The sequence below is a fragment of the Streptomyces tubercidicus genome (genome assembly GCF_027497495.1).
In the GTDB taxonomy this organism is placed as follows: Bacteria; Actinomycetota; Actinomycetes; order Streptomycetales; family Streptomycetaceae; genus Streptomyces; species Streptomyces tubercidicus.
Genome location: NZ_CP114205.1, coordinates 3,466,771 through 3,489,533, shown reverse-complemented (window position 1 = coordinate 3,489,533; position 22,763 = coordinate 3,466,771). Strand labels below are relative to the sequence as shown.

At 66.9% G+C, this 22,763-nt stretch carries 17 protein-coding genes and 3 rRNA genes; 12 read left to right on the top strand and 8 right to left on the bottom strand.

All coding sequences use genetic code 11. The features are described from left to right. Nucleotides 1-6 precede the first annotated feature (6 nt). Nucleotides 7-528 carry an NUDIX hydrolase gene (locus STRTU_RS14980; protein ID WP_159743986.1) on the bottom strand — a complete coding sequence of 174 codons (522 nt, stop codon included), beginning with the start codon at nucleotides 526-528 and terminating at the stop codon, nucleotides 7-9. A 213-nt stretch (nucleotides 529-741) separates the two neighbouring features. Here STRTU_RS14980 and amcA point away from each other — a divergent pair, with 213 nt between their 5' ends. Further along, nucleotides 742-1,953 (top strand): multiple cyclophane-containing RiPP AmcA, encoded by a 1,212-nt coding sequence (gene amcA, locus STRTU_RS14975; RefSeq protein ID WP_218039304.1) that lies wholly within the window; start codon nucleotides 742-744, stop codon nucleotides 1,951-1,953. Between the two features lie 79 nt (nucleotides 1,954-2,032). Then, nucleotides 2,033-2,716 carry a pentapeptide repeat-containing protein gene (locus tag STRTU_RS14970; RefSeq protein ID WP_159743985.1) on the top strand — a complete coding sequence of 228 codons (684 nt, stop codon included), beginning with the start codon at nucleotides 2,033-2,035 and terminating at the stop codon, nucleotides 2,714-2,716. On the opposite strand, the gene STRTU_RS14965 is transcribed toward STRTU_RS14970, so the two are convergent. Then, nucleotides 2,692-2,796 carry a hypothetical protein gene (locus STRTU_RS14965; protein WP_246241386.1) on the bottom strand — a complete coding sequence of 35 codons (105 nt, stop codon included), beginning with the start codon at nucleotides 2,794-2,796 and terminating at the stop codon, nucleotides 2,692-2,694. The two genes, STRTU_RS14970 and STRTU_RS14965, sit on opposite strands and share 25 nt — an antisense overlap. A gap of 257 nt (nucleotides 2,797-3,053) precedes the next feature. After that, nucleotides 3,054-5,513: a serine/threonine-protein kinase gene (locus STRTU_RS14960; protein WP_269777359.1), complete on the bottom strand. Its 2,460-nt coding sequence runs from the start codon at nucleotides 5,511-5,513 to the stop codon at nucleotides 3,054-3,056. A 225-nt stretch (nucleotides 5,514-5,738) separates the two neighbouring features. On the opposite strand from STRTU_RS14960, the gene STRTU_RS14955 reads away from it, so the two are divergent. Next, complete coding sequence (locus tag STRTU_RS14955) at nucleotides 5,739-6,059, top strand: peptidase (protein ID WP_159743982.1); 321 nt, start codon at nucleotides 5,739-5,741, stop codon at nucleotides 6,057-6,059. A 33-nt stretch (nucleotides 6,060-6,092) separates the two neighbouring features. After that, complete coding sequence (locus STRTU_RS14950; protein ID WP_159743981.1) at nucleotides 6,093-6,602, top strand: hypothetical protein; 510 nt, start codon at nucleotides 6,093-6,095, stop codon at nucleotides 6,600-6,602. 30 nt (nucleotides 6,603-6,632) lie between these two features. Here STRTU_RS14950 and STRTU_RS14945 read toward each other — a convergent pair whose 3' ends face one another. After that, nucleotides 6,633-6,818 carry a hypothetical protein gene (locus STRTU_RS14945; RefSeq protein ID WP_159743980.1) on the bottom strand — a complete coding sequence of 62 codons (186 nt, stop codon included), beginning with the start codon at nucleotides 6,816-6,818 and terminating at the stop codon, nucleotides 6,633-6,635. A gap of 395 nt (nucleotides 6,819-7,213) precedes the next feature. Here STRTU_RS14945 and STRTU_RS14940 point away from each other — a divergent pair, with 395 nt between their 5' ends. Beyond that, nucleotides 7,214-8,386: an RICIN domain-containing protein gene (locus tag STRTU_RS14940; RefSeq protein ID WP_159743979.1), complete on the top strand. Its 1,173-nt coding sequence runs from the start codon at nucleotides 7,214-7,216 to the stop codon at nucleotides 8,384-8,386. A 77-nt stretch (nucleotides 8,387-8,463) separates the two neighbouring features. On the opposite strand, the gene STRTU_RS14935 is transcribed toward STRTU_RS14940, so the two are convergent. The 3 genes from STRTU_RS14935 to STRTU_RS14925 all read right to left on the bottom strand — a co-directional run bounded on the left by STRTU_RS14935 (nucleotide 8,464) and on the right by STRTU_RS14925 (nucleotide 12,146). Continuing rightward, nucleotides 8,464-9,888: a M1 family metallopeptidase gene (locus tag STRTU_RS14935; protein ID WP_159743978.1), complete on the bottom strand. Its 1,425-nt coding sequence runs from the start codon at nucleotides 9,886-9,888 to the stop codon at nucleotides 8,464-8,466. A 58-nt stretch (nucleotides 9,889-9,946) separates the two neighbouring features. Continuing rightward, nucleotides 9,947-11,530 (bottom strand): SulP family inorganic anion transporter, encoded by a 1,584-nt coding sequence (locus STRTU_RS14930; protein WP_246240541.1) that lies wholly within the window; start codon nucleotides 11,528-11,530, stop codon nucleotides 9,947-9,949. 223 nt (nucleotides 11,531-11,753) lie between these two features. Continuing rightward, on the bottom strand, nucleotides 11,754-12,146 hold the full coding sequence (locus tag STRTU_RS14925) for a hypothetical protein (protein WP_159743977.1): 393 nt from the start codon (nucleotides 12,144-12,146) through the stop codon (nucleotides 11,754-11,756). A gap of 297 nt (nucleotides 12,147-12,443) precedes the next feature. Between STRTU_RS14925 and STRTU_RS14920 the strand changes: the two genes are divergently transcribed. The 3 genes from STRTU_RS14920 to proC all read left to right on the top strand — a co-directional run bounded on the left by STRTU_RS14920 (nucleotide 12,444) and on the right by proC (nucleotide 14,940). After that, nucleotides 12,444-13,232: an ABC transporter ATP-binding protein gene (locus STRTU_RS14920; protein ID WP_159743976.1), complete on the top strand. Its 789-nt coding sequence runs from the start codon at nucleotides 12,444-12,446 to the stop codon at nucleotides 13,230-13,232. Continuing rightward, nucleotides 13,229-14,026: an ABC transporter permease gene (locus tag STRTU_RS14915; RefSeq protein WP_159743975.1), complete on the top strand. Its 798-nt coding sequence runs from the start codon at nucleotides 13,229-13,231 to the stop codon at nucleotides 14,024-14,026. Before STRTU_RS14920 ends, STRTU_RS14915 begins: the two co-directional genes overlap by 4 nt. A 104-nt stretch (nucleotides 14,027-14,130) precedes the next feature. After that, entirely contained in the window at nucleotides 14,131-14,940 is an 810-nt protein-coding gene (gene proC, locus STRTU_RS14910) for a pyrroline-5-carboxylate reductase (protein ID WP_159746959.1), read from the top strand. 78 nt (nucleotides 14,941-15,018) lie between these two features. On the opposite strand, the gene trpS is transcribed toward proC, so the two are convergent. Beyond that, nucleotides 15,019-16,038, bottom strand: a complete 1,020-nt coding sequence (gene trpS / locus STRTU_RS14905; protein WP_174878871.1) for a tryptophan--tRNA ligase — start codon at nucleotides 16,036-16,038, stop codon at nucleotides 15,019-15,021. Between the two features lie 949 nt (nucleotides 16,039-16,987). Between trpS and STRTU_RS14900 the strand changes: the two genes are divergently transcribed. From STRTU_RS14900 to STRTU_RS14885, 4 genes are all read left to right on the top strand, one after another. After that, nucleotides 16,988-18,516: ribosomal RNA gene (locus tag STRTU_RS14900) — 16S ribosomal RNA — on the top strand. A gap of 301 nt (nucleotides 18,517-18,817) precedes the next feature. Then, nucleotides 18,818-21,939, top strand: a 23S ribosomal RNA gene (locus STRTU_RS14895). A 75-nt stretch (nucleotides 21,940-22,014) separates the two neighbouring features. Beyond that, nucleotides 22,015-22,131, top strand: a 5S ribosomal RNA gene (gene rrf, locus STRTU_RS14890). The 16S, 23S and 5S rRNA genes sit together here, the layout of an rRNA operon. A 79-nt stretch (nucleotides 22,132-22,210) precedes the next feature. Then, entirely contained in the window at nucleotides 22,211-22,759 is a 549-nt protein-coding gene (locus STRTU_RS14885) for a GNAT family N-acetyltransferase (RefSeq protein ID WP_308789376.1), read from the top strand. The last annotated feature ends 4 nt before the right edge of the window (nucleotides 22,760-22,763 follow it).

The following is a 22,763-nucleotide window of genomic DNA, read 5'->3' as shown; positions in this document are numbered from 1 at the left end:
CGCCGCCTACGGCTGGGCACGTTCGCCGGCTACCGGGTAGTTGAGCAGCGCGAACCGCGCCAGGGAGCGGACCTGGTCGAACGTCTTGAGGTCATCCAGGTCCTCCAGGCCGAACCACGCGGCCCCGTGTACCTCTTCGAGCTGCGCTTCCACGGCCTGCCCCTGGGTGCCGGGCCGGCGCTGGATGAAGAAGAACTGGACCAGCGCGGGGGTGGCGAACCCTTCGCGTTCCACGTCGACGTAGAACGGCACAGGCTCGGGAGTGGCGTTGGCATCCGCGGGGTGGATCTCCGGCTGGCTGGAGATCGCCTCCACCAACAGCCCTGTCTCCTCCTTGAATTCCCGCACCGCCGTTCCGGCAAAGGACTCGCCGGGCTCAATGTGGCCCCCCGGTGGCACCCATTTGTCGAAGCGGTTGTGGTGCACGAGCAGGACTTTGCCCTGCTCGACGAGGTAGCCCGAGCAGATGTACACCAGACCGACATCGCGGGAGGTGTGGCCGTCGTGGATCAGAATCGAGCGAGACACGTCCGCCACGATAGCCCACGGGCTCTTCTTGAACTCGCGCGCAAATAGGGCGACTTCCAAGCAATGTCATTGCCTGGCCGATGACATGTCATCGGCACTGACAGCGAGATGTCATCGCCTGCACGTCAGGGTGGGCTGGATGGTGGTGCCATCCCGCTCGCCGGCCCTCGTGCCGGGGCGGCGGTGCCCCTGTCCGTTGCAGAGAGGACCACGATGCTCTCTCATTCGCTCCAGTGGCGTTCCCGGTACCAGCAGCGTTTCGCTTCCCCGCAGACCGTCGTGGTACAGCCCACGACCTGGTGCAACCTGGACTGCCGGTACTGCTACCTGCCCTTCCGCAAACTCAAGCACCAGATGCCCGAGGAGTTAGCCCACGCCTTGGCGCAGCAGGTGGCCCAGTTCGAGGACAACGATCACCCGATCGGCATCGTTTGGCACGGTGGCGAACCGCTCGCCGTGGGTCAGCAGAAGTTCGCGGCCCTGCTCGCGCCGTTCGAGGCGCTGCGCCGCGAAGGACGGATCCGCCACTACGTGCAGACCAACGCAACGACCCTCACCGATACCTGGTGCGACCTGCTGGCCGCCTACGACGTCCGCGTCGGGGTGAGCATCGACGGCCCGGCCGCCGTGAACAGTGCCCGCGTCGACCTTCGGGGCAAGCCGGCGTTCGACCGGACCTTGCGCGGCATCAAGCACCTGCGCGAGCACGGTATCCCCTTCTCCGTGATCTCCGTGGTCGGCACCGACGGCATCACCATGCCGGAGGAGCTGCTGGAGTTCCTGGCCACCCTGGGATGCCGCTCGGCGGGCTTCAACATCGAGGAAATCGAAGGGGCTAACACCGACCGGCCGACCCCCACCCCCGTCCAGGCTGAGGAATTCTGGCGCCGCACCCTTGCCTGGACCCGCGAACACGGCGGCACCTTCACCGTACGGGAAGTCCAACGGCTGGCCGAGTACCTCCAGCTGATCCGCACCGGACAGAAGGCCGACTGGGACCAGCCCCTGGCCGAGATCGTCCACGGCGCCTACCGGCTGCGCTACGTGCGCGATTTCCTCACCGGCCTGGACCGCTGCCAGGCCGAGTGCGAATTCTTCGACTTCTGCCGTGGCGCTCAGGCTTCCAACCGCTTCTTCGAAAGGCAGCCTCGCCACCACCGAGACCAACTACTGCCGGGCCTCCCGGCAGGCCCTGGTCTCGGCCCTGTCCGCCCTCGCAACGAAGGAGGCAACTGCATGACGGTCCTGGACACACTCACCACCTCCGATGCCCCCATCGTGATGGAGCTGACGGCTACACACGACGCTCAACCTCAGACGGTCGTTGAAGCAAGATGGGACAACCGGCCCACATGGGACAACTGGGCTAAGAGTCCGGCTCCCTTTGACAACCGCCCTACCTGGGACAACTGGAACAAGAGGTAGCCCTGCCGCTGCTGGCGCGCCCATGCCCACGGCGTGCCGGCAGCGACGGCGACCGAACGACCGCGCTGAAAGGCTGTTGATGGACACCCGCAGGATCCGCCGCACGAGCGTCACGCTTCCCGCCCTGACCGAGCCGGGCCTCTACCTCTCCAACGTCACCTCGCTGGAGGGGGGCCGCGGCCGGGTGGCAGAGTTCCACTACGCCGACGCCGACCTGCGCGACCTTGACCTTGCCGAGTCGCACCTGATGCACGGACGGGTCACCGCACTCAAGACCCAGCGCACCCACTTCGACAAGCTCCGCGTCGACTCCGTGGAATTCTCCGGCTGTGACCTGTCCTCCCTGCGGTGGACCGACAGCAAGGTCTCCCGTGCCGTCTTCCGCGACTGCAAGCTGATGGGCGCCGTGCTCGAAGACGTCACGCTCGACAACGTCCTGTTCGAGAGCTGCAAGCTCGACTACAGCACCTTCACCCGGCTCAGGGCCGCCGGATCCGTGATCTTCTCCAAGTGCTCGCTGCGCGAGACCACGTTCGTTGCCGCCGACCTGAGTGCCGCCCTGATTGACGACTGCGACCTTCGGCTGACCGAGTCCGACGGCGGCAAGTACATCGGCCTCGACCTCCGGGGCAACGACCTCTCACAGCTCCGTGGCCTCTCCTCGCTCAAGAAGACCGCCATCGACCAGGCGCAGACGCTCCAGCTCGCCGAGGCGCTTGCAGCCGAGCTGGACGTCACCTACGGAGAGAACCTCCCGGAGTAGGGGCAGCGAAAGGGGAGGGTATGCGGAGCCTTGCTGTCACGCACGGGGGTGAGGCCCGGGAGGTCGTCGGAGACCTCGATGCACTGGCCGCCGTCCGGGTTGCTGTATGTGCTGGTCGAGTTGGGGCGCTGCAACGTGGAGACGACGCGCAAGCTCATCGCGGTGCTGAAGACGGCCGCCCCGTGAGCGGGTCCGCTCCGTACGTCTCCCCGGCGTGCCATGTCGGCAGACATCCGGCGTGTGACAAGGGCATTCCCGTCGCCGAGGCCGTCACCGTGCCCGGCGTCCGGAGGGAGATCTGTGCCTGCCGCTGCCATACGGGCGCCGGGCCGTACCGTCACCAGTCCGCCGGGTCCTTCGTCGCGGCTGAAAACACCGTGCCGTCCGGGGCCGCCGCGTAGATCCGGCCGCGGGGGCCGTCCGTACGCGGCGCCGGGAGCGTCTCCACGAAGCCGTTGTGGCGGCCGGACATCCGAGGTGGGGTCTGGCCCAGCAGCTCACCCGACCTGGTGTCGACGGCGAGGAGCCGTCCGTCCGCCGCGGTGAAGTAGAGCCGTCCGCCGCTCACCACCGGCGCCGAGCCGCGGCTGACCGAGGTCTCGGTGTCCCAGGTGTGCCGACCGACGGCTTGCAGGGCGCCGCCCTCGGCCAGCAGATACACCGAGCCGCCGTGCACCACGGCGGACGCACCGTCCAGCGGCGCGGTCACCTTGAAGCGGCGGCTGTGCCCGGTGGCCGGGTCGTAGCGGATGACGGCGGTGGTGCGGTACGAGAGAGTCTTGTCGGTGACGGTCAGATAGAGCGTTCCGGACGCGCCGGTGCCCGCCGGGGTGAGAATCCCGGGCAGCCGCCGGGCCCAGCGGACCTTGCCGTCGGCCGGGTCGATGGCGGTGACCTGGGTGGCGTTCCCGTCGGGGGTGGGCTCGGCCGCGTACGCGGTGTGCGCCTCGCCGAACGACGTGAAGAGCGGCAGCTGATGGCCCGGGAAGCGCTTCTGCCAGCGCTGCCGGTGGGTCGTGCTGTCCAGTGCGGTGACCGTGCCGTCCGCCGCGGCCAGCAGGATGCGGTCGCCGACGACCTTGGCCCCGCCCTCGTAACCGGAGACGTCCTTGGTCCAGCGGGTGGCGCCCTTGCCGTCCGCCGAAGGGTCGAGGGCCAGCAGGTGGCTGCCGTCGTTGGAGAAGACGTACAGCAGCCCGCCGGAGAGGACCGGCGCGGTCCGGGAGATGGCCTTCTTGGCCGCGTCCTTGCCGGTGCCGGTGGGGTCCTTGCTGCGCCATGCCACCTGGCCGGAGTCCGGGTCGAGCCGGGCGGCCAGCAGGCCGGGCTGGCCGCAGAAGACGGCGCCGGAACCGGTGGTGCAGTGCGCGAGTTCGGCGTCGTGGCCCTTGGGGCGCTCGACGAGGGTGGTCTGCCAGGGGTGGAAGTCGGCGTCGCGCGACGGATGGGTCTGCAGGGCCGGGTCCCGGCCGGGGCCGCCGGGGGCCAGCGCCTGGACGCCCGCGTACGTTCCGGCTCCGGTGACGACGAGGGCGACGGCCGCCCAGAGGGGCCAGCGGCGGGTGCGGGTGCGGGGGCCTCGGCGGCCATGGGCGGGGTCGGCGGGCGCGGTGGGGCGTCCGGGGGGCTCCGGCTGTCCCGGATCGGCGGGGAGGCCGAGGACGTCGGGGAGTCCGGGGGCGTCGGGATGTCCGGGGCCGTCGGGGCTTGCGACGGCTCCGGGGACCCGTACGTGGGTGGTCTCGGCGCGTGACGGGGCGGCCTCGGCCCGTACCGGCCGCGGGTGTTCGGGCCGGCGGGGGCCCGGCTGCCGCTGCTCCGGCAGCCGCGCGGGCGGCACCAGGCCGTCGGGCGTTGCGCCTCCGGGCGTTGCGCCTCCGGTCGTGACGTCTCCGGTCGTGACGTCTCCGGGGAATGCGCCTTCGGGGAGCGCGCCGCCCGGCACCCGCCCGCCGATCGGTACGTTCAGGGGCGCGTCCGTCCGCAGCAGCTCCATCAGCCCGTCCGGTGTCGGACGGTCCGCCGGGTCCTTCGCCAGGCAGCTCTCCACCAGCGGCACCAACTCCTCGGGCACACCCGCCAGATCGGCCTCGTCGTGCACCACCTGATACGCCACGAGATACGGGCTGTCCGAGTCGAACGGGCCGCGTCCGGTGGCGGCATGCACCAGCACCGACCCCAGCGCGAACACATCCGCCGCCGGGCCCACCTCACGCGGCCGCTGGAACTGTTCGGGCGCCATGAACGGCGGGGTACCGATCAGCTTGCCGGTCTCGGTGCGCATTTCACTGTCGGAGGGCCGCGAGATACCGAAGTCGATGACCTTCGGCCCATCTGTGGCGAGCAGCACATTTCCGGGCTTCAGATCGCGGTGCACCACCCCGGCGCGATGGATGTCACGCAGCGCCTCGGCGAGCCCCGAGGCCAGCCGCCGCACCTCGCCGACCGCCAGCGGGCCGTTCCGCTTCACATGATCGGAGAGCGTCGGGCCGGGGATGTGGAGGGTCGCCATCCAGGGCCGTCCGGCGTCCGGATCGGCGTCCACGACGGGCGCCGTGAAGGCCCCGCTGACCCGCCGCGCGGCCGCCACCTCCTGCCGGAACCGCCCCCGGAACTCCGGGTCTTGGGCGAATTCGGCATGGATGACCTTGACCGCCAGCTGCAGCCCGGAGGACGAGCGCGCCAGATGGACCACGCCCATACCGCCGGAGCCCAGCCGTGCCTCCAGACGGTATTGGCCGGCGTATTCCGGATGCTCCGCTTCCGGTCCGATGCCGGAATCGCGCAGCGATGGCATGGTTCCACCCCCGTGTCATTACCCGTGCCATTCGGTCGCAAGTGCGACGCGCGGAGCCTAGTCGATGGCGCGTACGAGATGAGTGAGGCTTGCTAGCGTGCGCGTTGCGGAGCCGCCTGGAGCGGCGCCGTGAGGGGGCGGGCCACTCCGCGTAGGTACGGCCCCCGCGCATCACCAACATCACCAACATCAGCACCAACATCATCGTCAACGGGGGAACGCGAAATGACCACACAGGACCATCAGGGCGCCGTGGAAGCGGCCGACGGCCAGACCCTTGCCGCCGCGGCGGGCGGTCTCACCTATCCCGTCGCGGCCGGCTACCGCGTCAAGGTCCGCCGGGGTCCCGGCACCGACTACCCGGTCGTCCGCACGCTCGCCGAGGGCGCCCGGATCCAGATCCGCTGCCAGCAGCACGGCGAGAAGGTCAGCGGCCCGTGCGGCACCTCGGACCTCTGGGACAGCATCGCGCCCGGCGAGTACGTCTCCGACACGTACGTCCGCACCGGCAGCGGCGGCATGGTCGCGCCGCGCTGCACGAGCTGAGACACGGGGCGCCCGCCGGGGATAATCGATGCCATGAGCGATGAGCAGCGGCCCCCGGCGGGCCCGGAGCCGGAGCCGATCCGGTTCTTCGGCACCACCTGGCTCCACCACGACGGCGGCTACGGCCTGCGCCGGGCCGGCGTCGCGGTGGGTTCGCTCGCGCTCGCCGCCGCCGGTGCGGCCGTCCTGCGCTTCGCGTTCCAGGGCCTGGAGATCGCCGACGTCGGCCCGTTCGTCGGCATCCTCGTCGTCGTCGGTTTCGCCGTCTGCAGCACGCTGGCCTTCCGGCGCACCTGGGACGGCTTCGTACGCCGATCCGATCCGGCAGCCCCGAGCGCGGCCGACAAGTCCGCACAGAGCCTGATGTTCATCGGTTTCATCGGCTCACTGCTCGCCTACTTCTGCCGCAGCCTCGTCGAGGCCCCCGGGGAGAAGCTGCACCGCACGGAGTACCTGGCGGCCCGTGAACGCCACGAACGCCGCCGCGGCGCCCGCACCGGCAACCCGGCCGCGCGCAAGTCCCGCCCGAAGAAGCGCCGTTGAGGCGACGGGCGGCTCGCCCGGCCCGTTGGCTCAGCCCGTCCCGTACCTGGCCGCCATCGTGCGGAACACCCCCCAGGCTCCGTCCGGGGGCCCCACCCGCGGCTCCCAGCACTCCTCGTCGAGCATCCGGACCACACGTACGACGACAGATCCGCGTCCTTCCGCGTCCTTCCGCGTCATGAAGACGGCGAAGATGAACCAGGGTGTGGTGTCCACGCCCACCTCTTCCGTGCCGCGCCGCAGCGCAACTCCCTAACAATCACTGCCATTTCGGCGCGGACAGCTCTTCGGTGAGGGCCGGGCGGGAGAGCTGGTCCCCGGGCAGGAATCCGGTGTCGTAGTTGAATTCGAGTTCAAAAACAAGCCCAGTATTGATTTTTCCCTAAGCACCCGTAATCAAGAGCTATATCCGTACAAGAGGGTTGTGTATGCCGAGACCCCTGGATACATTGAGGCCGTATCAGATGAAACGGAAGGAATCGGGCGGAACGGGTGGAGCCAGACGGACGGGGTGAGTGCCCGGCCAGGGCCTGGGGCCGTGCCGCCGGTACCGCGCGGCGGCACCTGACCCAGCCTCACGAGCACGGCTCACGTCGGAAGGAACAGGAAACATGACCACTGAGATGACCCCCCGGAGCCCTGGGCGGCGCACGACTGCCACGGTGCTGGCGGTCCCGGTTGCGGCCCTGGGGATCGTGCTTTTGCCGCCCAACGCGTCGGCCGCGCAAGCGGATGCCAAAAGCACGGGCGAAGAGCTCTCCGTCAACATAGCGACGTCGGAGGAGCACGGATCCCTCGGACTCCGCTGGGGGAACACGTACGCCGGCGGGACGACCTATGACCTCTGGGACAAGAACGACTCGGCAGAGCAGAAATTCAAGATCGCCGTCAATGACAACGGAACCTTCCGGTTGATCAACAGTTCGTCCGGCAAGTGCCTCGATATGTCCAGCGCCAGCCACCCAAATGACGTCAGCGAGTCGGATTGTGGTGGCACCGACGCGCAGAACTGGTATCTCCAGCCGACGGCCGACGCGGCCACCCGCGGGGGTGAGTATGTGATCCGCCACGTCGGCGACAACAGATGCATGAAGCCCCTCTTCAGCGCGCAACGTGGCTCCATAGTCGGAGTCGGTGACTGCAGCCGCGGCGACACGACGCAGAATTGGACCCTGTCCGGCACCGAGGATGCCAAGTTGCGCACAATGGCCACCGTGTACGCCCTGCAGCAGTTCGACTCCCGCTCCAGCGTCATCCCGACGGCCGAGTACAAGGTGGATAGCAGCACGGCAGCGACCCTTGGCGCGTTCCGGAATGTGGAGATGGAAGGCGGGGTTTCGGTCAACGGCACCAGTGACGTATCGGATAAGCAGGTGAACTGGAGTCAGACCAGTAGCTACACCTACACCGCGGGCGGATCCGTCACCACCACGGCAGGTGTGAGCTTCGGCCCGAAGGATGGACCCGTGCAGGGGAAGGTCGATGTTGCGATCCAGGGCAACTGGTCCAACAGCTGGCGGACGGACACCACGAAGGGCGGATCCGACACTCTCCACATCAAGCCCAACCAGTACGGCTGGTTCATACGGGCCCAGCTGATGAAGACGGTGACCGGCACTTGGACGATCACCAATGACCTGGGAAATACGTGGACCGGAGCCGGCACCGCGACCGTCCCCGCCCAGGACCACACCGATGGCGAGAAGAACGTCAGCGCCTTGCTCGCTTGCACTTCTGACAGCGCTATGCAGGTGTGCAAGGACCACGATCCCGGGCGTCCGTAGGCCGTCGCCGCCATGTAAGGGTCCGCCGGCTGTGCCGGCGGACCCTTTCTGCGCCGGTCGGGGCGGCGGGGCCGGCCCTAGTACACCCGGTTCGGCTTGCCCTTGCCGTACAGCCAGGTGTCGAAGAGGCCGGTCAGGTCCACGTCGGTGCGCTCCTGGCAGAAGGCGATAAAGTCCGCCGAATCGGCGTTGCCGTAGCGGTACTTGGCGGGCCACTGCTTGAGGATCGTGAAGAAGGTCTTGTCGCCCACGGCGTTGCGCAGTTCCTGGAGGAGCATCGCGCCGCGCTCGTAGACGGGAGTGCCGGTCACGTTCTTCGCCTTGCCCGGGTTGCCCGGCGGGAAGTCCCAGCGCTTCGTGGGCGCGGTGTCCTTATAGAGCGCGTCGAACTGCTGCTGCGGGGTCTTGCCGCCCTCGTGCTCCTCCCACAGCCACTCGGCGTAGGTCGCGAAGCTCTCGTTGAGCCAGGTGTCCCGCCAGGTCTTCGGCGTCACCGAGTCGCCGAACCACTGATGGGCCATCTCGTGCACCACGGTCACGGTGTCCGGCGCGCCCGCGTAGACCGGCTTGGTCTGGGACTCCAGGGCGAGCCAGTCGATCCGGGCCGGGGTGTTGTCGACGATCGCGCCGGAGGAGGAGAAGGGGTACGGCCCGAAGAGCTTGCTCTCCCACTGCACGATCTCCGGCAGCTGCTCCAGTGCCTCCTTGCTGGCCTTGGCCTCCGCCGGGTCCACCGCCACATACAGCGGCAGCCCGTCGGGTGTACGGGAGGTGTGGACCTCGAACTTGCCGATGGTGGCCGTCGCGAGGTAGCTGGCCATCGGGCGGCCGTTGTGCCAGCGGAAGGTGGTGTGGCCCTTGGCGGTCCGCTCGGACCGCAACTCCCCGTTGGCGACGGCGGTGTAGCCCTTCGGGACGGTGAGGGTGAAGTCGTAGGTGGCCTTGTCCCCGGGGTGGTTGTTGCCGGGGAACCAGGTCATGGATCCGGCGGGCTCACCGGAGACGAACGCCCCGTCGCGGGTCTTGACCCAGCCCTCGGTCGTCTTGTCCGGGTCCGTCATCGCCTGCGGTGTGCCGTCGTAGTCGACGCGGGTACGGAACTCCGCGCCCTTCCGCAGCCCCTCGGCCGGCCGGACGGTCAGCTTGTGCCCCTTACGGGAGAACTCCGCGTCCTCGCCGTCGACCTGCACCTCTGTCACCCGCAGGCCCTGCAGGTCGAGCTGGAAGGACCGCAGATCCGCCTTGGCCGTCGCGGTGATCTCGGCGGTCGCGTCCAGATGCCGCTTCTTGATGTCGTAGTCGAGGTCGAGCCCGTAATGGCCCACCTGATAGCCGCCGTTGCCGAGCGACGGGAAGAGGGGGTCGCCCACTCCGCCGCTGCCTGCCGCCCCCCGTGCACCACCGGTGCACGCGGAGAGCAGCAGGGCGACGGAGAGGGCGGCGGTCGCACCGCAACTGCGAAGGGGACGGCGGTTCACAGCACTCCCGGGGTCGGCGGACATCAGCGTCCCGACCTTACGGTCATTTCCGTGCCCACACCGGCCCTTCCACAGGGTCGGCTTACGGGGCCACGGACGGGGCCTCCTTCCGGGCGGTCCCGTCAGGGCCCCGGCGCTGCTCCTCCCAGGCCCCGAGCGCGGCGGCGCAGGCATGGTCGAGATGCCGCAGCCCGGTCAGATCCAGCTCGACCTCGCGGTCCTTGGGCAGCGCCTCCAACTGGTCGAGCAGTTTGGGCAGCCGGAGGAAGGTGGCGTTGCCGAGGGCCCGTACGCGGATGGGGCGCCGGGCAGCCGGGAGGGCCGGTGCGCGGCCCATCGCGGTGCCGGCCGCCGACGGCTCGTCCAGCCCCACGATCTCCAGGTGGACGTGCGAGGTCTCCCACGCCGACTTGGCGACCGCCATCAGCAGCCCCAGCAGCACCCCCTCGAACATGTTGGTGGCGACGATCGCCACCGCCGTCGCGGCGAGCACCACGGCCTCACCCCGGTGCTCCCGCCACAGCGGACGCCACTGCTTCAGCGGGAGCAACTTGACGCCCGCATGCACCAGTACGCCCGCCAGCGCCGCGAGCGGCACCACGCCCAGCGCCGCCGGGAAGGCCGCCGCGAAGACCAGCAGCCACACCCCGTGCAGCACCCGCGAGGCCTTCGTCCGCGCCCCGGCGTGCACATTCGCGGCGCTGCGGACGATCACCGCGGTCATCGGCAGCGCGCCCAGCAGCCCGCAGACGGTGTTGCCCGCGCCCTGCGCCATCAGCTCCTTGTCGTAGTCGGTCTTCGGCCCGTCGTGCAGCCGGTCCACCGCGGCCGCGCTGAACAGCGACTCCGCCGAGGCGATCAGGGTGAACGCCAGCACCGTGCCCAGCGCACCGGCCAGTGCCCCCGCCTCCGTCAGCCGCGCGAAGTCCGCGCCGCCCGGTGGCTGTACGACTTCCAGGAGGCCGGCCACTTCGACCCTGGCCACCGGGAGGTCCAGCACGAACACCGCCACGGTCGCCAGGGCCACCGCCACCAGCGGCGCCGGCAGCACCCGCGCCGCCTGCTGCCACTTCGGCCACAGCACCAGCAGTGCGATGGTGCCCGCGCCGATCGCCAGCGCCGCCTGCGCCGAACCGGACCCGGCGGTGTCCACCGCGAGATCCGGCAGCCCGCCCAGATTCGCCGGCCCGTTGCCCGGCGCACGGGCGTCCACCAGCGCGTACAACTGCCCGGCGATCAGCACCAGCCCGATGCCCGCGAGCATCCCCTGGACCACCGCCACGGAGATGGCCCGGAACCAGCGCCCCAGCCGGAGCGCCCCCATGGCCAGTTGCAGCACCCCGGCGATCAGCACCAGGGCACCGAGCGTGCCGAGGCCGTACTCCTGCACGGCCTCGTAGACCAGCACGGTCAGCCCGGCGGCCGGACCGCTGACCTGCAGACTGCTGCCCGGCAGTAAACCGGTGAGCAGCCCGCCGACGATTCCGGTGACCAGCCCCAGTTCGGCCGGTACTCCGGAGGCGACGGCCACCCCGACACACAACGGGACGGCGACGAGAAAGACGACCAGCGAGGAGGTGAAGTCGGCGCGCCAGTCCGACAGCCTCTGCCGTGACGGTATGGAGGGCCGGGACGGGCGTGGTGGGGCAATACGGAACCTACGCATGCGGATGCCTCCAGCGAGTGCGAGATGCGGTGGCGCACGGGTACGCACGGGTACGCACGAGCGGACGCGGGGCGGTACGGGGCGGCCGGTCGGCGACCACCGCACTGGTGTCAGCGGTCGCCTGCTGCCGCGCACTGCCACGCGGTGCGCGCCATGGGGAGATGACGGCTGGATCCGTCGGATACGCGGGCCGGGGGAGGCCCTTGGGGGCAGCTCTCAGCCCTCAGCAGCGGAACACCAGGTGCTGGACCGGCAGTTCACCGGATCTCGACACGGGGACGGCCCGCCGCCCGGTCAGCGGGGCGGTCAGCGGCAGCCCGCCCCCGGTCCGTACGGGGGCGGCGGTCGAGACGGTGGTGAGGGGCGGCGTCGGCGCGGACACCGCGGCCGAGGACCGTCCGTCGCGGCGAGGCGGGCAGCGGTCGCTGCCGGATTCCGGATTCTCGGCGGGGTCCGACACCGAGGAGGTGGGGGCCGGGGGAGCGGTGCGGCCGGTGATCGGGGCCGCTGTCGCGGGCTCCCTGTACATGCCTTCCGCGCCCATGGGCAAGGCCAGCAGGACAGCCATGACGATCAACAGGAGCCGGCCGAAGCCGTGGACCCGGAGTGTCGTCATCGTCGCCCCTTCTGGTGCGGCTGGACAGGTCATCCCATTGTGTCCAAGCGGACACGCAGGACCGCGAGTCGGTTTGTAACCACCCTGTAAACGCGGAGTTATCGACCAAGAACGGCCGGTTCTTTTCACTACCGCGCCCGCCGGTGCACGCATTTCCTCACCACGCGCCGCTTGCGCACCACGCCTGGCCGAATCACCACCCCAATGGCCGCCTCGCCCGCCGTCCCCTTATGCAGGCCCTCTCCGCCCCCGCCCCGGTCTTGACTCCTCCTCACCACCCGGCGCACTATTCATCGCATGATGAATTACGGCGTAGGCCCCGCCGTCCGCGCCCGCGAGCTCACCGTCGTCCGAGGCGGCCGCACCGTCCTGGACGACTTCCGCTTCGAGGTCCCCCGCGGCCAGGTCACCGGCCTGCTCGGCCCCTCCGGCTGCGGCAAAACCACCCTCCTGCGCGCCATCGTCGGCACCCAGGCCAAGGTCACCGGCACCCTCGACGTCCTCGGCCACCCCGCGGGCGACCCCCGGCTGCGGCCCCGCATCGGCTATGTCACCCAGGACCCGTCCGTCTACGACGACCTCACCGTCCGCCAGAACCTCGACTACTTCGCCGCCGTCCTGCACCCCGGCCGGTCCGCCCGCGGCCTACGCCACGAACGCGTCACCCGCGCCATCGAGGACGTCGACCTCACCGGCCACGCCGACGCCCTCGCCGGCACCCTCTCCGGCGGCCAGCGCAGCCGGGTCTCCCTCGCCGTCGCCCTGCTCGGCGCCCCGGAACTCCTCGTCCTCGACGAACCCACCGTCGGCCTGGACCCCGTCCTCCGCCGCGACCTGTGGCAGCTCTTCCACACCCTCGCCACCGACCGCGGCACCACCCTCCTCATCTCCTCGCACGTCATGGACGAGGCCGAGCGCTGCCACCGGCTGCTCCTGATGCGCGAAGGCCGCCTCCTGGCCGAGGACACCCCCGGCGCCCTCCGCGACCGCACCGGCACCCCCACCGTCGAGGCCGCCTTCCTCCACCTCGTCGACGAGGCCGCGGCCGCCCGGCGCCCCAGCACCCCTCAGGAGCCCGCGCGATGACCACCACACCCCACACAGCGGCCCCCGCCCCCGCGCCCTCCTCCCTCTCCCTCTCCCTCTCCCTCTCCCGCACCCTGGCCACCGCCGCCCGGGTCCTGCGCCAGCTGCGCCACGACCCGCGCACCATCGCGCTGATGCTCGTCGTCCCCTGCGTGATGACCGCCCTGCTGCGCTACGTCTTCGACGACCGCCCGGCCACCTTCGACGGCATCGGCGCCTCGCTCCTCGGCATCTTCCCGATGATCACGATGTTCCTGGTGACCTCCATCGCGACCCTCCGCGAACGCACCTCCGGCACCCTGGAACGCCTGCTCGCCATGCCCCTCGGCAAGGCCGAACTGATCAGCGGCTACGCCCTCGCCTTCGGCCTGCTCGCCATCGTGCAGTCCGCCCTCGCCACCGGCCTGTCCGTCTGGCTCCTCGGCCTCGACGTCACCGGCTCCCCCTGGCTGCTCCTCCTGGTGGCCGTCCTGGACGCCCTCCTCGGCACCGCCCTCGGCCTGTTCGTCTCGGCCTTCGCCGCCTCCGAATTCCAGGCCGTCCAGTTCATGCCCGCCGTCCTGATGCCCCAACTCCTGCTCTGCGGCCTCTTCACCCCCCGCGACACCATGCACCCCGCCCTCAGGGCGCTCTCCGACGTCCTGCCGATGTCCTACGCCGTCGACGGTATGAACGAGATCCTCCGACACCCCGACATCACCGGAGACTTCGTCCGCGACGCCGCCATCGTCACCGGCTGCGCCCTCCTCGTCCTCACCCTCGGCGCCGCCACCCTCCGCCGCCGCACGAGGTGACTCCGCGGCACCCCCCACGGCGGGGCAGCCGAACCCCAAGCGGGCACCCCCACGGTGCGAGGATGACCGCAAACCCCCAGCGCAGCGGAAAGGCGAACCGCACCATGCCCCAGAAGGTCGCAGTACTAGGCACCGGAAAAATCGGCGAAGCCCTCCTCAGCGGAATGATCCGAGGCGGCTGGGCCCCCTCCGACCTCCTGGTCACCGCCCGCCGCCCGGAACGCGCCGCCCACCTCCATGACCGCTACGGCGTCGAAGCGGTCAGCAACGCCGAGGCCGCCAAGTCCGCCGACACCCTCATCCTCACCGTCAAGCCCCAGGACATGGGCAGCCTCCTGCGGGAGCTGGCCCCGCACGTCCCCGCCGACCGCCTGGTCATCAGCGGCGCCGCCGGCATCCCCACCTCCTACTTCGAGGAGCGGCTGGCCGCCGGCACCCCCGTCGTCCGGGTCATGACGAACACCCCCGCCCTCGTCGACGAGGCGATGTCCGTCATCTCCGCCGGCAGCCACGCCACCGGCGCCCACCTCACCCGCGCCGAGGAAATTTTCTCCGGCGTCGGCAAGACCCTCCGCGTCCCGGAGTCCCAGCAGGACGCCTGCACCGCGCTCTCCGGCTCCGGCCCGGCCTACTTCTACTTCCTCGTCGAGGCCATGACCGACGCCGGCATCCTCCTCGGCCTGCCCCGCGACAAGGCCCACGACCTGATCGTCCAGGCCGCCATCGGCGCCGCCGTGATGCTCCGCGACAGCGGCGAACACCCCGTCAAGCTCCGCGAGAACGTCACCTCCCCGGCCGGCACCACCATCAACGCCATTCGCGAACTGGAGAACCACGGCGTACGCGCCGCCCTCATCGCCGCCCTGGAAGCCGCCCGCGACCGCAGCCGCGAACTGGCCTCCGGCAACAGCTGACCCCCTGGGGGCGCGGCACCGACCGCGCCCCCAAGCGGACCCGGCGGCGCCCACCGCGCCCCCGGCAGGCCCGGCACCTCACCCCGCCGGCAGCAGCCCCACCGCCTCGAACGCCGCATCCACCCGCGGCCTGGCAAGCGCCCGCGCCCGCTCCGCACCCCGCCGCAGCACCGCATCCACATACGACGGCTCAGCGACCAGCTCCGCATGCCGCTCCCGCACCGGCCGCAAGGTCTCCACCACGGCCTCCGCGACATCCTTCTTCAGCGCCCCGTACGAGTCGTACTCCTCGGCCAGCCGCCGCGGATCACCCCCCGCACACCCGGCCAGCACATTCAGCAGATTCGCCACCCCCGGCCGCCGCTCCGGCTCATACGCGACATCCGGCTCCGCATCCGTCACCGCCCGCAGCACCTTCTTCCGCACCACCTCCGGCTCGTCCAGCAAATAGACGATCCCCGCCGTCCGGGCGTGCGACTTCCCCATCTTCGACGCCGGATCCTGCAAATCCATCACCCGCGTCGCCACCACCGGCTGCGTCGCCTTCGGCACCACGAACGTCGCCCCGTACCGCTGGTTGAACCGCACCGCCAGATCCCGCGTCAGCTCCACATGCTGCGTCTGGTCCTCGCCGACCGGCACCTCATGCGCCCCGTACGCCAGGATGTCCGCCGCCATCAGCGCCGGATACGTCAGCAACGACAGCCGCACACTTCCGCCGCGCGCCCGCTCCGCCGGGGCCTTCTCCTTGTACTGGATCATGCGCCGCATCTCCCCGTCGGAGGCCGTGCACTCCATCAGATACGACAGCCGCAGATGCTCATCCACATGACTCTGCACAAACACCGTGCACAGCTCCGGATCCAGCCCCGACGCCAGCAGCAGGGTCGCCGCCTGCCGACTGAGCCGCCGCACCCGCGCCGGATCGTGCTCCACGGTCAGCGCATGCAGATCCACCACACAGAACAGCGCCTCCGCCCGGTGCTGATCTTCCCCGGCCCACCGCCGCACCGCCCCGAGGTAGTTCCCCAGCGTCAGATGCCCCGTCGGCTTCACACCGCTGAAGATCCGCGTACGCGCGCCCGTCGCCATCGCCATCTCGTCCGTCCTTCTCTCCGCACTGCCCAAGGAGTGCGCGCCGGGACCGCCGACCTCACCGGCCGGCTACGAGAGGGAGATACGCAAACGGCCGCCGAAGCGGCGGCCGTGGTCGTGCATGCGCTGCTGGTCGGCCGCCGTCAGGCGAGCCACCACTGCTGTACGTGCGCATGCGTTGTCATGCCGCCAAAGTACCCCGGCGCTTGCCTCCCGGCACGGGTTTTGAACAACCCCAACCCCTCGTGTAGTGTCCTCCGAGTTGCCACGGAGCCGACAGGCCCCGGGCAGCCATCCCGCCGCTTCGCGGCACACCACTACTGCACGGCCCCTCCTCGGGAACGATTTCGCATGCCGAAATTCGAACCGCGACGTGATTATGAGTCAACGAGGAATTCCGCTAAAGTAGTGATCACGCCGAAAGGCGCGGCAGCACAAATAGCCGCACGACGGCATAACCCCCTCCGACGGGGATTCGGAAACGAATTCGGACCGGCAACGGACCGAAACGGATCTGATAGAGTCGGAAAGGCCGAAAAGCGAAAGCGAAGCGGCCGACCCCGCTCCAACAGGGGGCCAGAGACGGAAACGGATCTGGTAAGGTTGGAAACGCGAAGAAGCCGGAAGGTGGAAACGCACCGGCGAAAATCGGAACCGCAAGGATCTGATAGAGTCGGAAACGCAAGACCGAAGGGAAGCGCCCGGAGATCCTGGTGAAACAGGAACAAAGGAAGCGTCCGTTCCTTGAGAACTCAACAGCGTGCCAAAAGTCAACGCCAGATATGTTGATACCCCGTCGACCGGAAACATCCGGGAGATGAGGTTCCTTTGAAAGTCCTGCCGACATCATGTGTGACGGTAGGCAATACACAGCGAGGACGCTGTGAACGACCGGGCCTATTCCGCCTGGTTGTTCCGCTCAACGCGAGTGTCACCCGATTACGGGTAAACATTCACGGAGAGTTTGATCCTGGCTCAGGACGAACGCTGGCGGCGTGCTTAACACATGCAAGTCGAACGATGAACCTCCTTCGGGAGGGGATTAGTGGCGAACGGGTGAGTAACACGTGGGCAATCTGCCCTTCACTCTGGGACAAGCCCTGGAAACGGGGTCTAATACCGGATACGACTACCGACCGCATGGTCTGGTGGTGGAAAGCTCCGGCGGTGAAGGATGAGCCCGCGGCCTATCAGCTTGTTGGTGGGGTGATGGCCTACCAAGGCGACGACGGGTAGCCGGCCTGAGAGGGCGACCGGCCACACTGGGACTGAGACACGGCCCAGACTCCTACGGGAGGCAGCAGTGGGGAATATTGCACAATGGGCGAAAGCCTGATGCAGCGACGCCGCGTGAGGGATGACGGCCTTCGGGTTGTAAACCTCTTTCAGCAGGGAAGAAGCGAGAGTGACGGTACCTGCAGAAGAAGCGCCGGCTAACTACGTGCCAGCAGCCGCGGTAATACGTAGGGCGCAAGCGTTGTCCGGAATTATTGGGCGTAAAGAGCTCGTAGGCGGCTTGTCACGTCGGATGTGAAAGCCCGGGGCTTAACCCCGGGTCTGCATTCGATACGGGCAGGCTAGAGTTCGGTAGGGGAGATCGGAATTCCTGGTGTAGCGGTGAAATGCGCAGATATCAGGAGGAACACCGGTGGCGAAGGCGGATCTCTGGGCCGATACTGACGCTGAGGAGCGAAAGCGTGGGGAGCGAACAGGATTAGATACCCTGGTAGTCCACGCCGTAAACGTTGGGAACTAGGTGTGGGCGACATTCCACGTCGTCCGTGCCGCAGCTAACGCATTAAGTTCCCCGCCTGGGGAGTACGGCCGCAAGGCTAAAACTCAAAGGAATTGACGGGGGCCCGCACAAGCAGCGGAGCATGTGGCTTAATTCGACGCAACGCGAAGAACCTTACCAAGGCTTGACATACACCGGAAAACCCTGGAGACAGGGTCCCCCTTGTGGTCGGTGTACAGGTGGTGCATGGCTGTCGTCAGCTCGTGTCGTGAGATGTTGGGTTAAGTCCCGCAACGAGCGCAACCCTTGTTCTGTGTTGCCAGCATGCCCTTCGGGGTGATGGGGACTCACAGGAGACTGCCGGGGTCAACTCGGAGGAAGGTGGGGACGACGTCAAGTCATCATGCCCCTTATGTCTTGGGCTGCACACGTGCTACAATGGCCGGTACAATGAGCTGCGATACCGCGAGGTGGAGCGAATCTCAAAAAGCCGGTCTCAGTTCGGATTGGGGTCTGCAACTCGACCCCATGAAGTCGGAGTTGCTAGTAATCGCAGATCAGCATTGCTGCGGTGAATACGTTCCCGGGCCTTGTACACACCGCCCGTCACGTCACGAAAGTCGGTAACACCCGAAGCCGGTGGCCCAACCCCTTGTGGGAGGGAATCGTCGAAGGTGGGACTGGCGATTGGGACGAAGTCGTAACAAGGTAGCCGTACCGGAAGGTGCGGCTGGATCACCTCCTTTCTAAGGAGCACTTCTTACCAACTTCGGTTGGTCAGAGGCCAGTACATCAGCGAATGTCTGATGCTGGTTGCTCATGGGTGGAACGTTGACTATTCGGCGCACTTGATTGGTTGTCACTAGTACTGCTTCGGCGTGGAACGTGGTGATGGATCGAGTGGGCCGGGCACGTTGTTGGGTATCTGAGGGTACGGACATGAGTCTGGACCTTCGCGATGCCGGCCCCAGTGAACTCAGCCTTCGGGTTGGGGTGGTGGGTGGCTGGTCGTTGCTTGAGAACTGCACAGTGGACGCGAGCATCTGTGGCCAAGTTTTTAAGGGCGCACGGTGGATGCCTTGGCACCAGGAACCGATGAAGGACGTGGGAGGCCACGATAGGCCCCGGGGAGCTGTCAACCGAGCTTTGATCCGGGGGTGTCCGAATGGGGAAACCCGGCAGTCGTCATGGGCTGTCACCCGCTGCTGAACACATAGGCAGTGTGGAGGGAACGCGGGGAAGTGAAACATCTCAGTACCCGCAGGAAGAGAAAACAACCGTGATTCCGGGAGTAGTGGCGAGCGAAACCGGATGAGGCCAAACCAGTCACGTGTGATACCCGGCAGGGGTTGCGTGGTTGGGGTTGTGGGAGTTCTCTTTCACAGTCTGCCGGCTGTGAGGCAAGTCAGAAACCGTTGATGTAGGCGAAGGACATGCGAAAGGTCCGGCGTAGAGGGTAAGACCCCCGTAGCTGAAACATCAGCGGCTTGCTTGAGAATCACCCAAGTAGCACGGGGCCCGAGAAATCCCGTGTGAATCTGGCGGGACCACCCGTTAAGCCTAAATATTCCCTGGTGACCGATAGCGGATAGTACCGTGAGGGAATGGTGAAAAGTACCGCGGGAGCGGAGTGAAATAGTACCTGAAACCGTGTGCCTACAAGCCGTGGGAGCGTCGCGTTGAGTCTTTGGCTCAACGTCGTGACTGCGTGCCTTTTGAAGAATGAGCCTGCGAGTTTGCGGTATGTTGCGAGGTTAACCCGTGTGGGGAAGCCGTAGCGAAAGCGAGTCCGAAGAGGGCGTTGAGTAGCGTGCCCAAGACCCGAAGCGGAGTGATCTAGCCATGGGCAGGTTGAAGCGGAGGTAAGACTTCGTGGAGGACCGAACCCACCAGGGTTGAAAACCTGGGGGATGACCTGTGGTTAGGGGTGAAAGGCCAATCAAACTCCGTGATAGCTGGTTCTCCCCGAAATGCATTTAGGTGCAGCGTCGTGTGTTTCTTGCCGGAGGTAGAGCACTGGATAGGCGATGGGCCCTACCGGGTTACTGACCTTAGCCAAACTCCGAATGCCGGTAAGTGAGAGCGCGGCAGTGAGACTGTGGGGGATAAGCTCCATGGTCGAGAGGGAAACAGCCCAGAGCATCGACTAAGGCCCCTAAGCGTGTGCTAAGTGGGAAAGGATGTGGAGTCGCAGAGACAACCAGGAGGTTGGCTTAGAAGCAGCCATCCTTGAAAGAGTGCGTAATAGCTCACTGGTCAAGTGATTCCGCGCCGACAATGTAGCGGGGCTCAAGCACACCGCCGAAGTCGTGTCATTGCAGTAATACTCCTAACGGAGGCTGTGATGGGTAGGGGAGCGTCGTGTGCCGGGTGAAGCAGCCGTGGAAACGAGTTGTGGACGGTTCACGAGTGAGAATGCAGGCATGAGTAGCGATACACACGTGGGAAACGTGTGCGCCGATTGACTAAGGGTTCCTGGGTCAAGCTGATCTGCCCAGGGTAAGTCGGGACCTAAGGCGAGGCCGACAGGCGTAGTCGATGGACAACCGGTTGATATTCCGGTACCCGCTTTGAAGCGCCAAACATCGAGCCCATTAATGCTAAGGCCGTGAAGCCGCCCTGATCTCTTCGGAGTTGAGGGGAGTGGTGGAGCCGCTGACCCAAGGTGGTAGTAGGTGAGTGATGGGGTGACGCAGGAAGGTAGTCCAGCCCGGGCGGTGGTTGTCCCGGGGTAAGGGTGTAGGACGCTGTCTAGGCAAATCCGGGCAGCATGAAGTCTGAGACCTGATGCCGAGCCGATTGTGGTGAAGTGGATGATCCTATGCTGTCGAGAAAAGCCTCTAGCGAGTTTCATGGCGGCCCGTACCCTAAACCGACTCAGGTGGTCAGGTAGAGAATACCGAGGCGTTCGGGTGAACTATGGTTAAGGAACTCGGCAAAATGCCCCCGTAACTTCGGGAGAAGGGGGGCCATTGCTGGTGATCACTCTTGCAGTGTGAGCTGGTGGTGGCCGCAGAGACCAGCGAGAAGCGACTGTTTACTAAAAACACAGGTCCGTGCGAAGCCGTAAGGCGATGTATACGGACTGACGCCTGCCCGGTGCTGGAACGTTAAGGGGACCGGTTAGTCAACTTTAGGGTTGGCGAAGCTGAGAACTTAAGCGCCAGTAAACGGCGGTGGTAACTATAACCATCCTAAGGTAGCGAAATTCCTTGTCGGGTAAGTTCCGACCTGCACGAATGGCGTAACGACTTCTCGACTGTCTCAACCATAGGCCCGGTGAAATTGCATTACGAGTAAAGATGCTCGTTTCGCGCAGCAGGACGGAAAGACCCCGGGACCTTTACTATAGCTTGATATTGGTGTTCGGTTCGGCTTGTGTAGGATAGGTGGGAGACTTTGAAGCAGCCACGCCAGTGGTTGTGGAGTCATTGTTGAAATACCACTCTGGTCGTGCTGGATGTCTAACCTGGGTCCGTGATCCGGATCAGGGACAGTGTCTGGTGGGTAGTTTAACTGGGGCGGTTGCCTCCTAAAGGGTAACGGAGGCGCCCAAAGGTTCCCTCAGCCTGGTTGGCAATCAGGTGTTGAGTGTAAGTGCACAAGGGAGCTTGACTGTGAGACTGACGGGTCGAGCAGGTACGAAAGTAGGGACTAGTGATCCGGCGGTGGCTTGTGGAAGCGCCGTCGCTCAACGGATAAAAGGTACCCCGGGGATAACAGGCTGATCTTCCCCAAGAGTCCATATCGACGGGATGGTTTGGCACCTCGATGTCGGCTCGTCGCATCCTGGGGCTGGAGTCGGTCCCAAGGGTTGGGCTGTTCGCCCATTAAAGCGGTACGCGAGCTGGGTTTAGAACGTCGTGAGACAGTTCGGTCCCTATCCGCTGTGCGCGTAGGAGTCTTGAGAAGGGCTGTCCCTAGTACGAGAGGACCGGGACGGACGAACCTCTGGTGTGCCAGTTGTCCTGCCAAGGGCATGGCTGGTTGGCTACGTTCGGAAAGGATAACCGCTGAAAGCATCTAAGCGGGAAGCCTGCTTCGAGATGAGGGCTCCCACCAACTTGATTGGTTAAGGCTCCCAGTAGACGACTGGGTTGATAGGCCAGATATGGAAGCCCGGTAACGGGTGGAGTTGACTGGTACTAATAGGCCGAGGGCTTGTCCTCAGTTGCTCGCGTCCACTGTGTAGGTTCTGAAGTAACGACCTGTGTCAATGTCCGGGTTGGTTAACTTCATAGTGTTTCGGTGGTCATTGCGTTAGGGAAACGCCCGGTTACATTCCGAACCCGGAAGCTAAGCCTTTCAGCGCCGATGGTACTGCAGGGGGGACCCTGTGGGAGAGTAGGACGCCGCCGAACAATCATTGTGGGAAAGCCCCGCACCCTATGGTGTGGGGCTTTTCTGCGTTTCCGGGCAGAAAAGGGCCCGCCGTTCGGCATGGGCGCTGAGATGCTGAGCGGTATGGGGTATGTGATCAGGCCGGTGAAGGCGGGCGAGTGGGAACGACTGAAGGAGCTGCGGCTGGCGGCCCTGGCCGATCCCGTGGCCCGGGTGGCGTTCAACGAGACCTTCGAGGAGGCCGTGGGCCGGCCGGATGCGCTCTGGCGGCAGCGGGCGGCGCGGAGTGCTGAGGGCCACTCGGTCGTGACGTTCATCGGGGAGGCCGCGGACGGGGGTTGGGGCGGCATGGTGGTGGCTCTCGTCGAGACGGACGAGGAGGCGCCGCAGACGCATGTGGTCGGGGTGTATGTGCGGCCCGAGCACCGGGGGACGGGGCTGGCAGGGGAGTTGCTGCGGGCGGCGATCGCCTGGTCGTGGAGCCGGGCCGAGCCGGTGGTCGAGCGCGTACGGCTGTGGGTGCACGAGGAGAACGCGCGGGCCGAGGCGTTCTACCGGCGGCTGGGGTTCTTGGCGACGGGGCGAAGCATGGCCGATCCGAAGGACTCCGCGGCGCGCGAGCGGGAGATGGCGCTGTGGCGGGGGTAGTGCC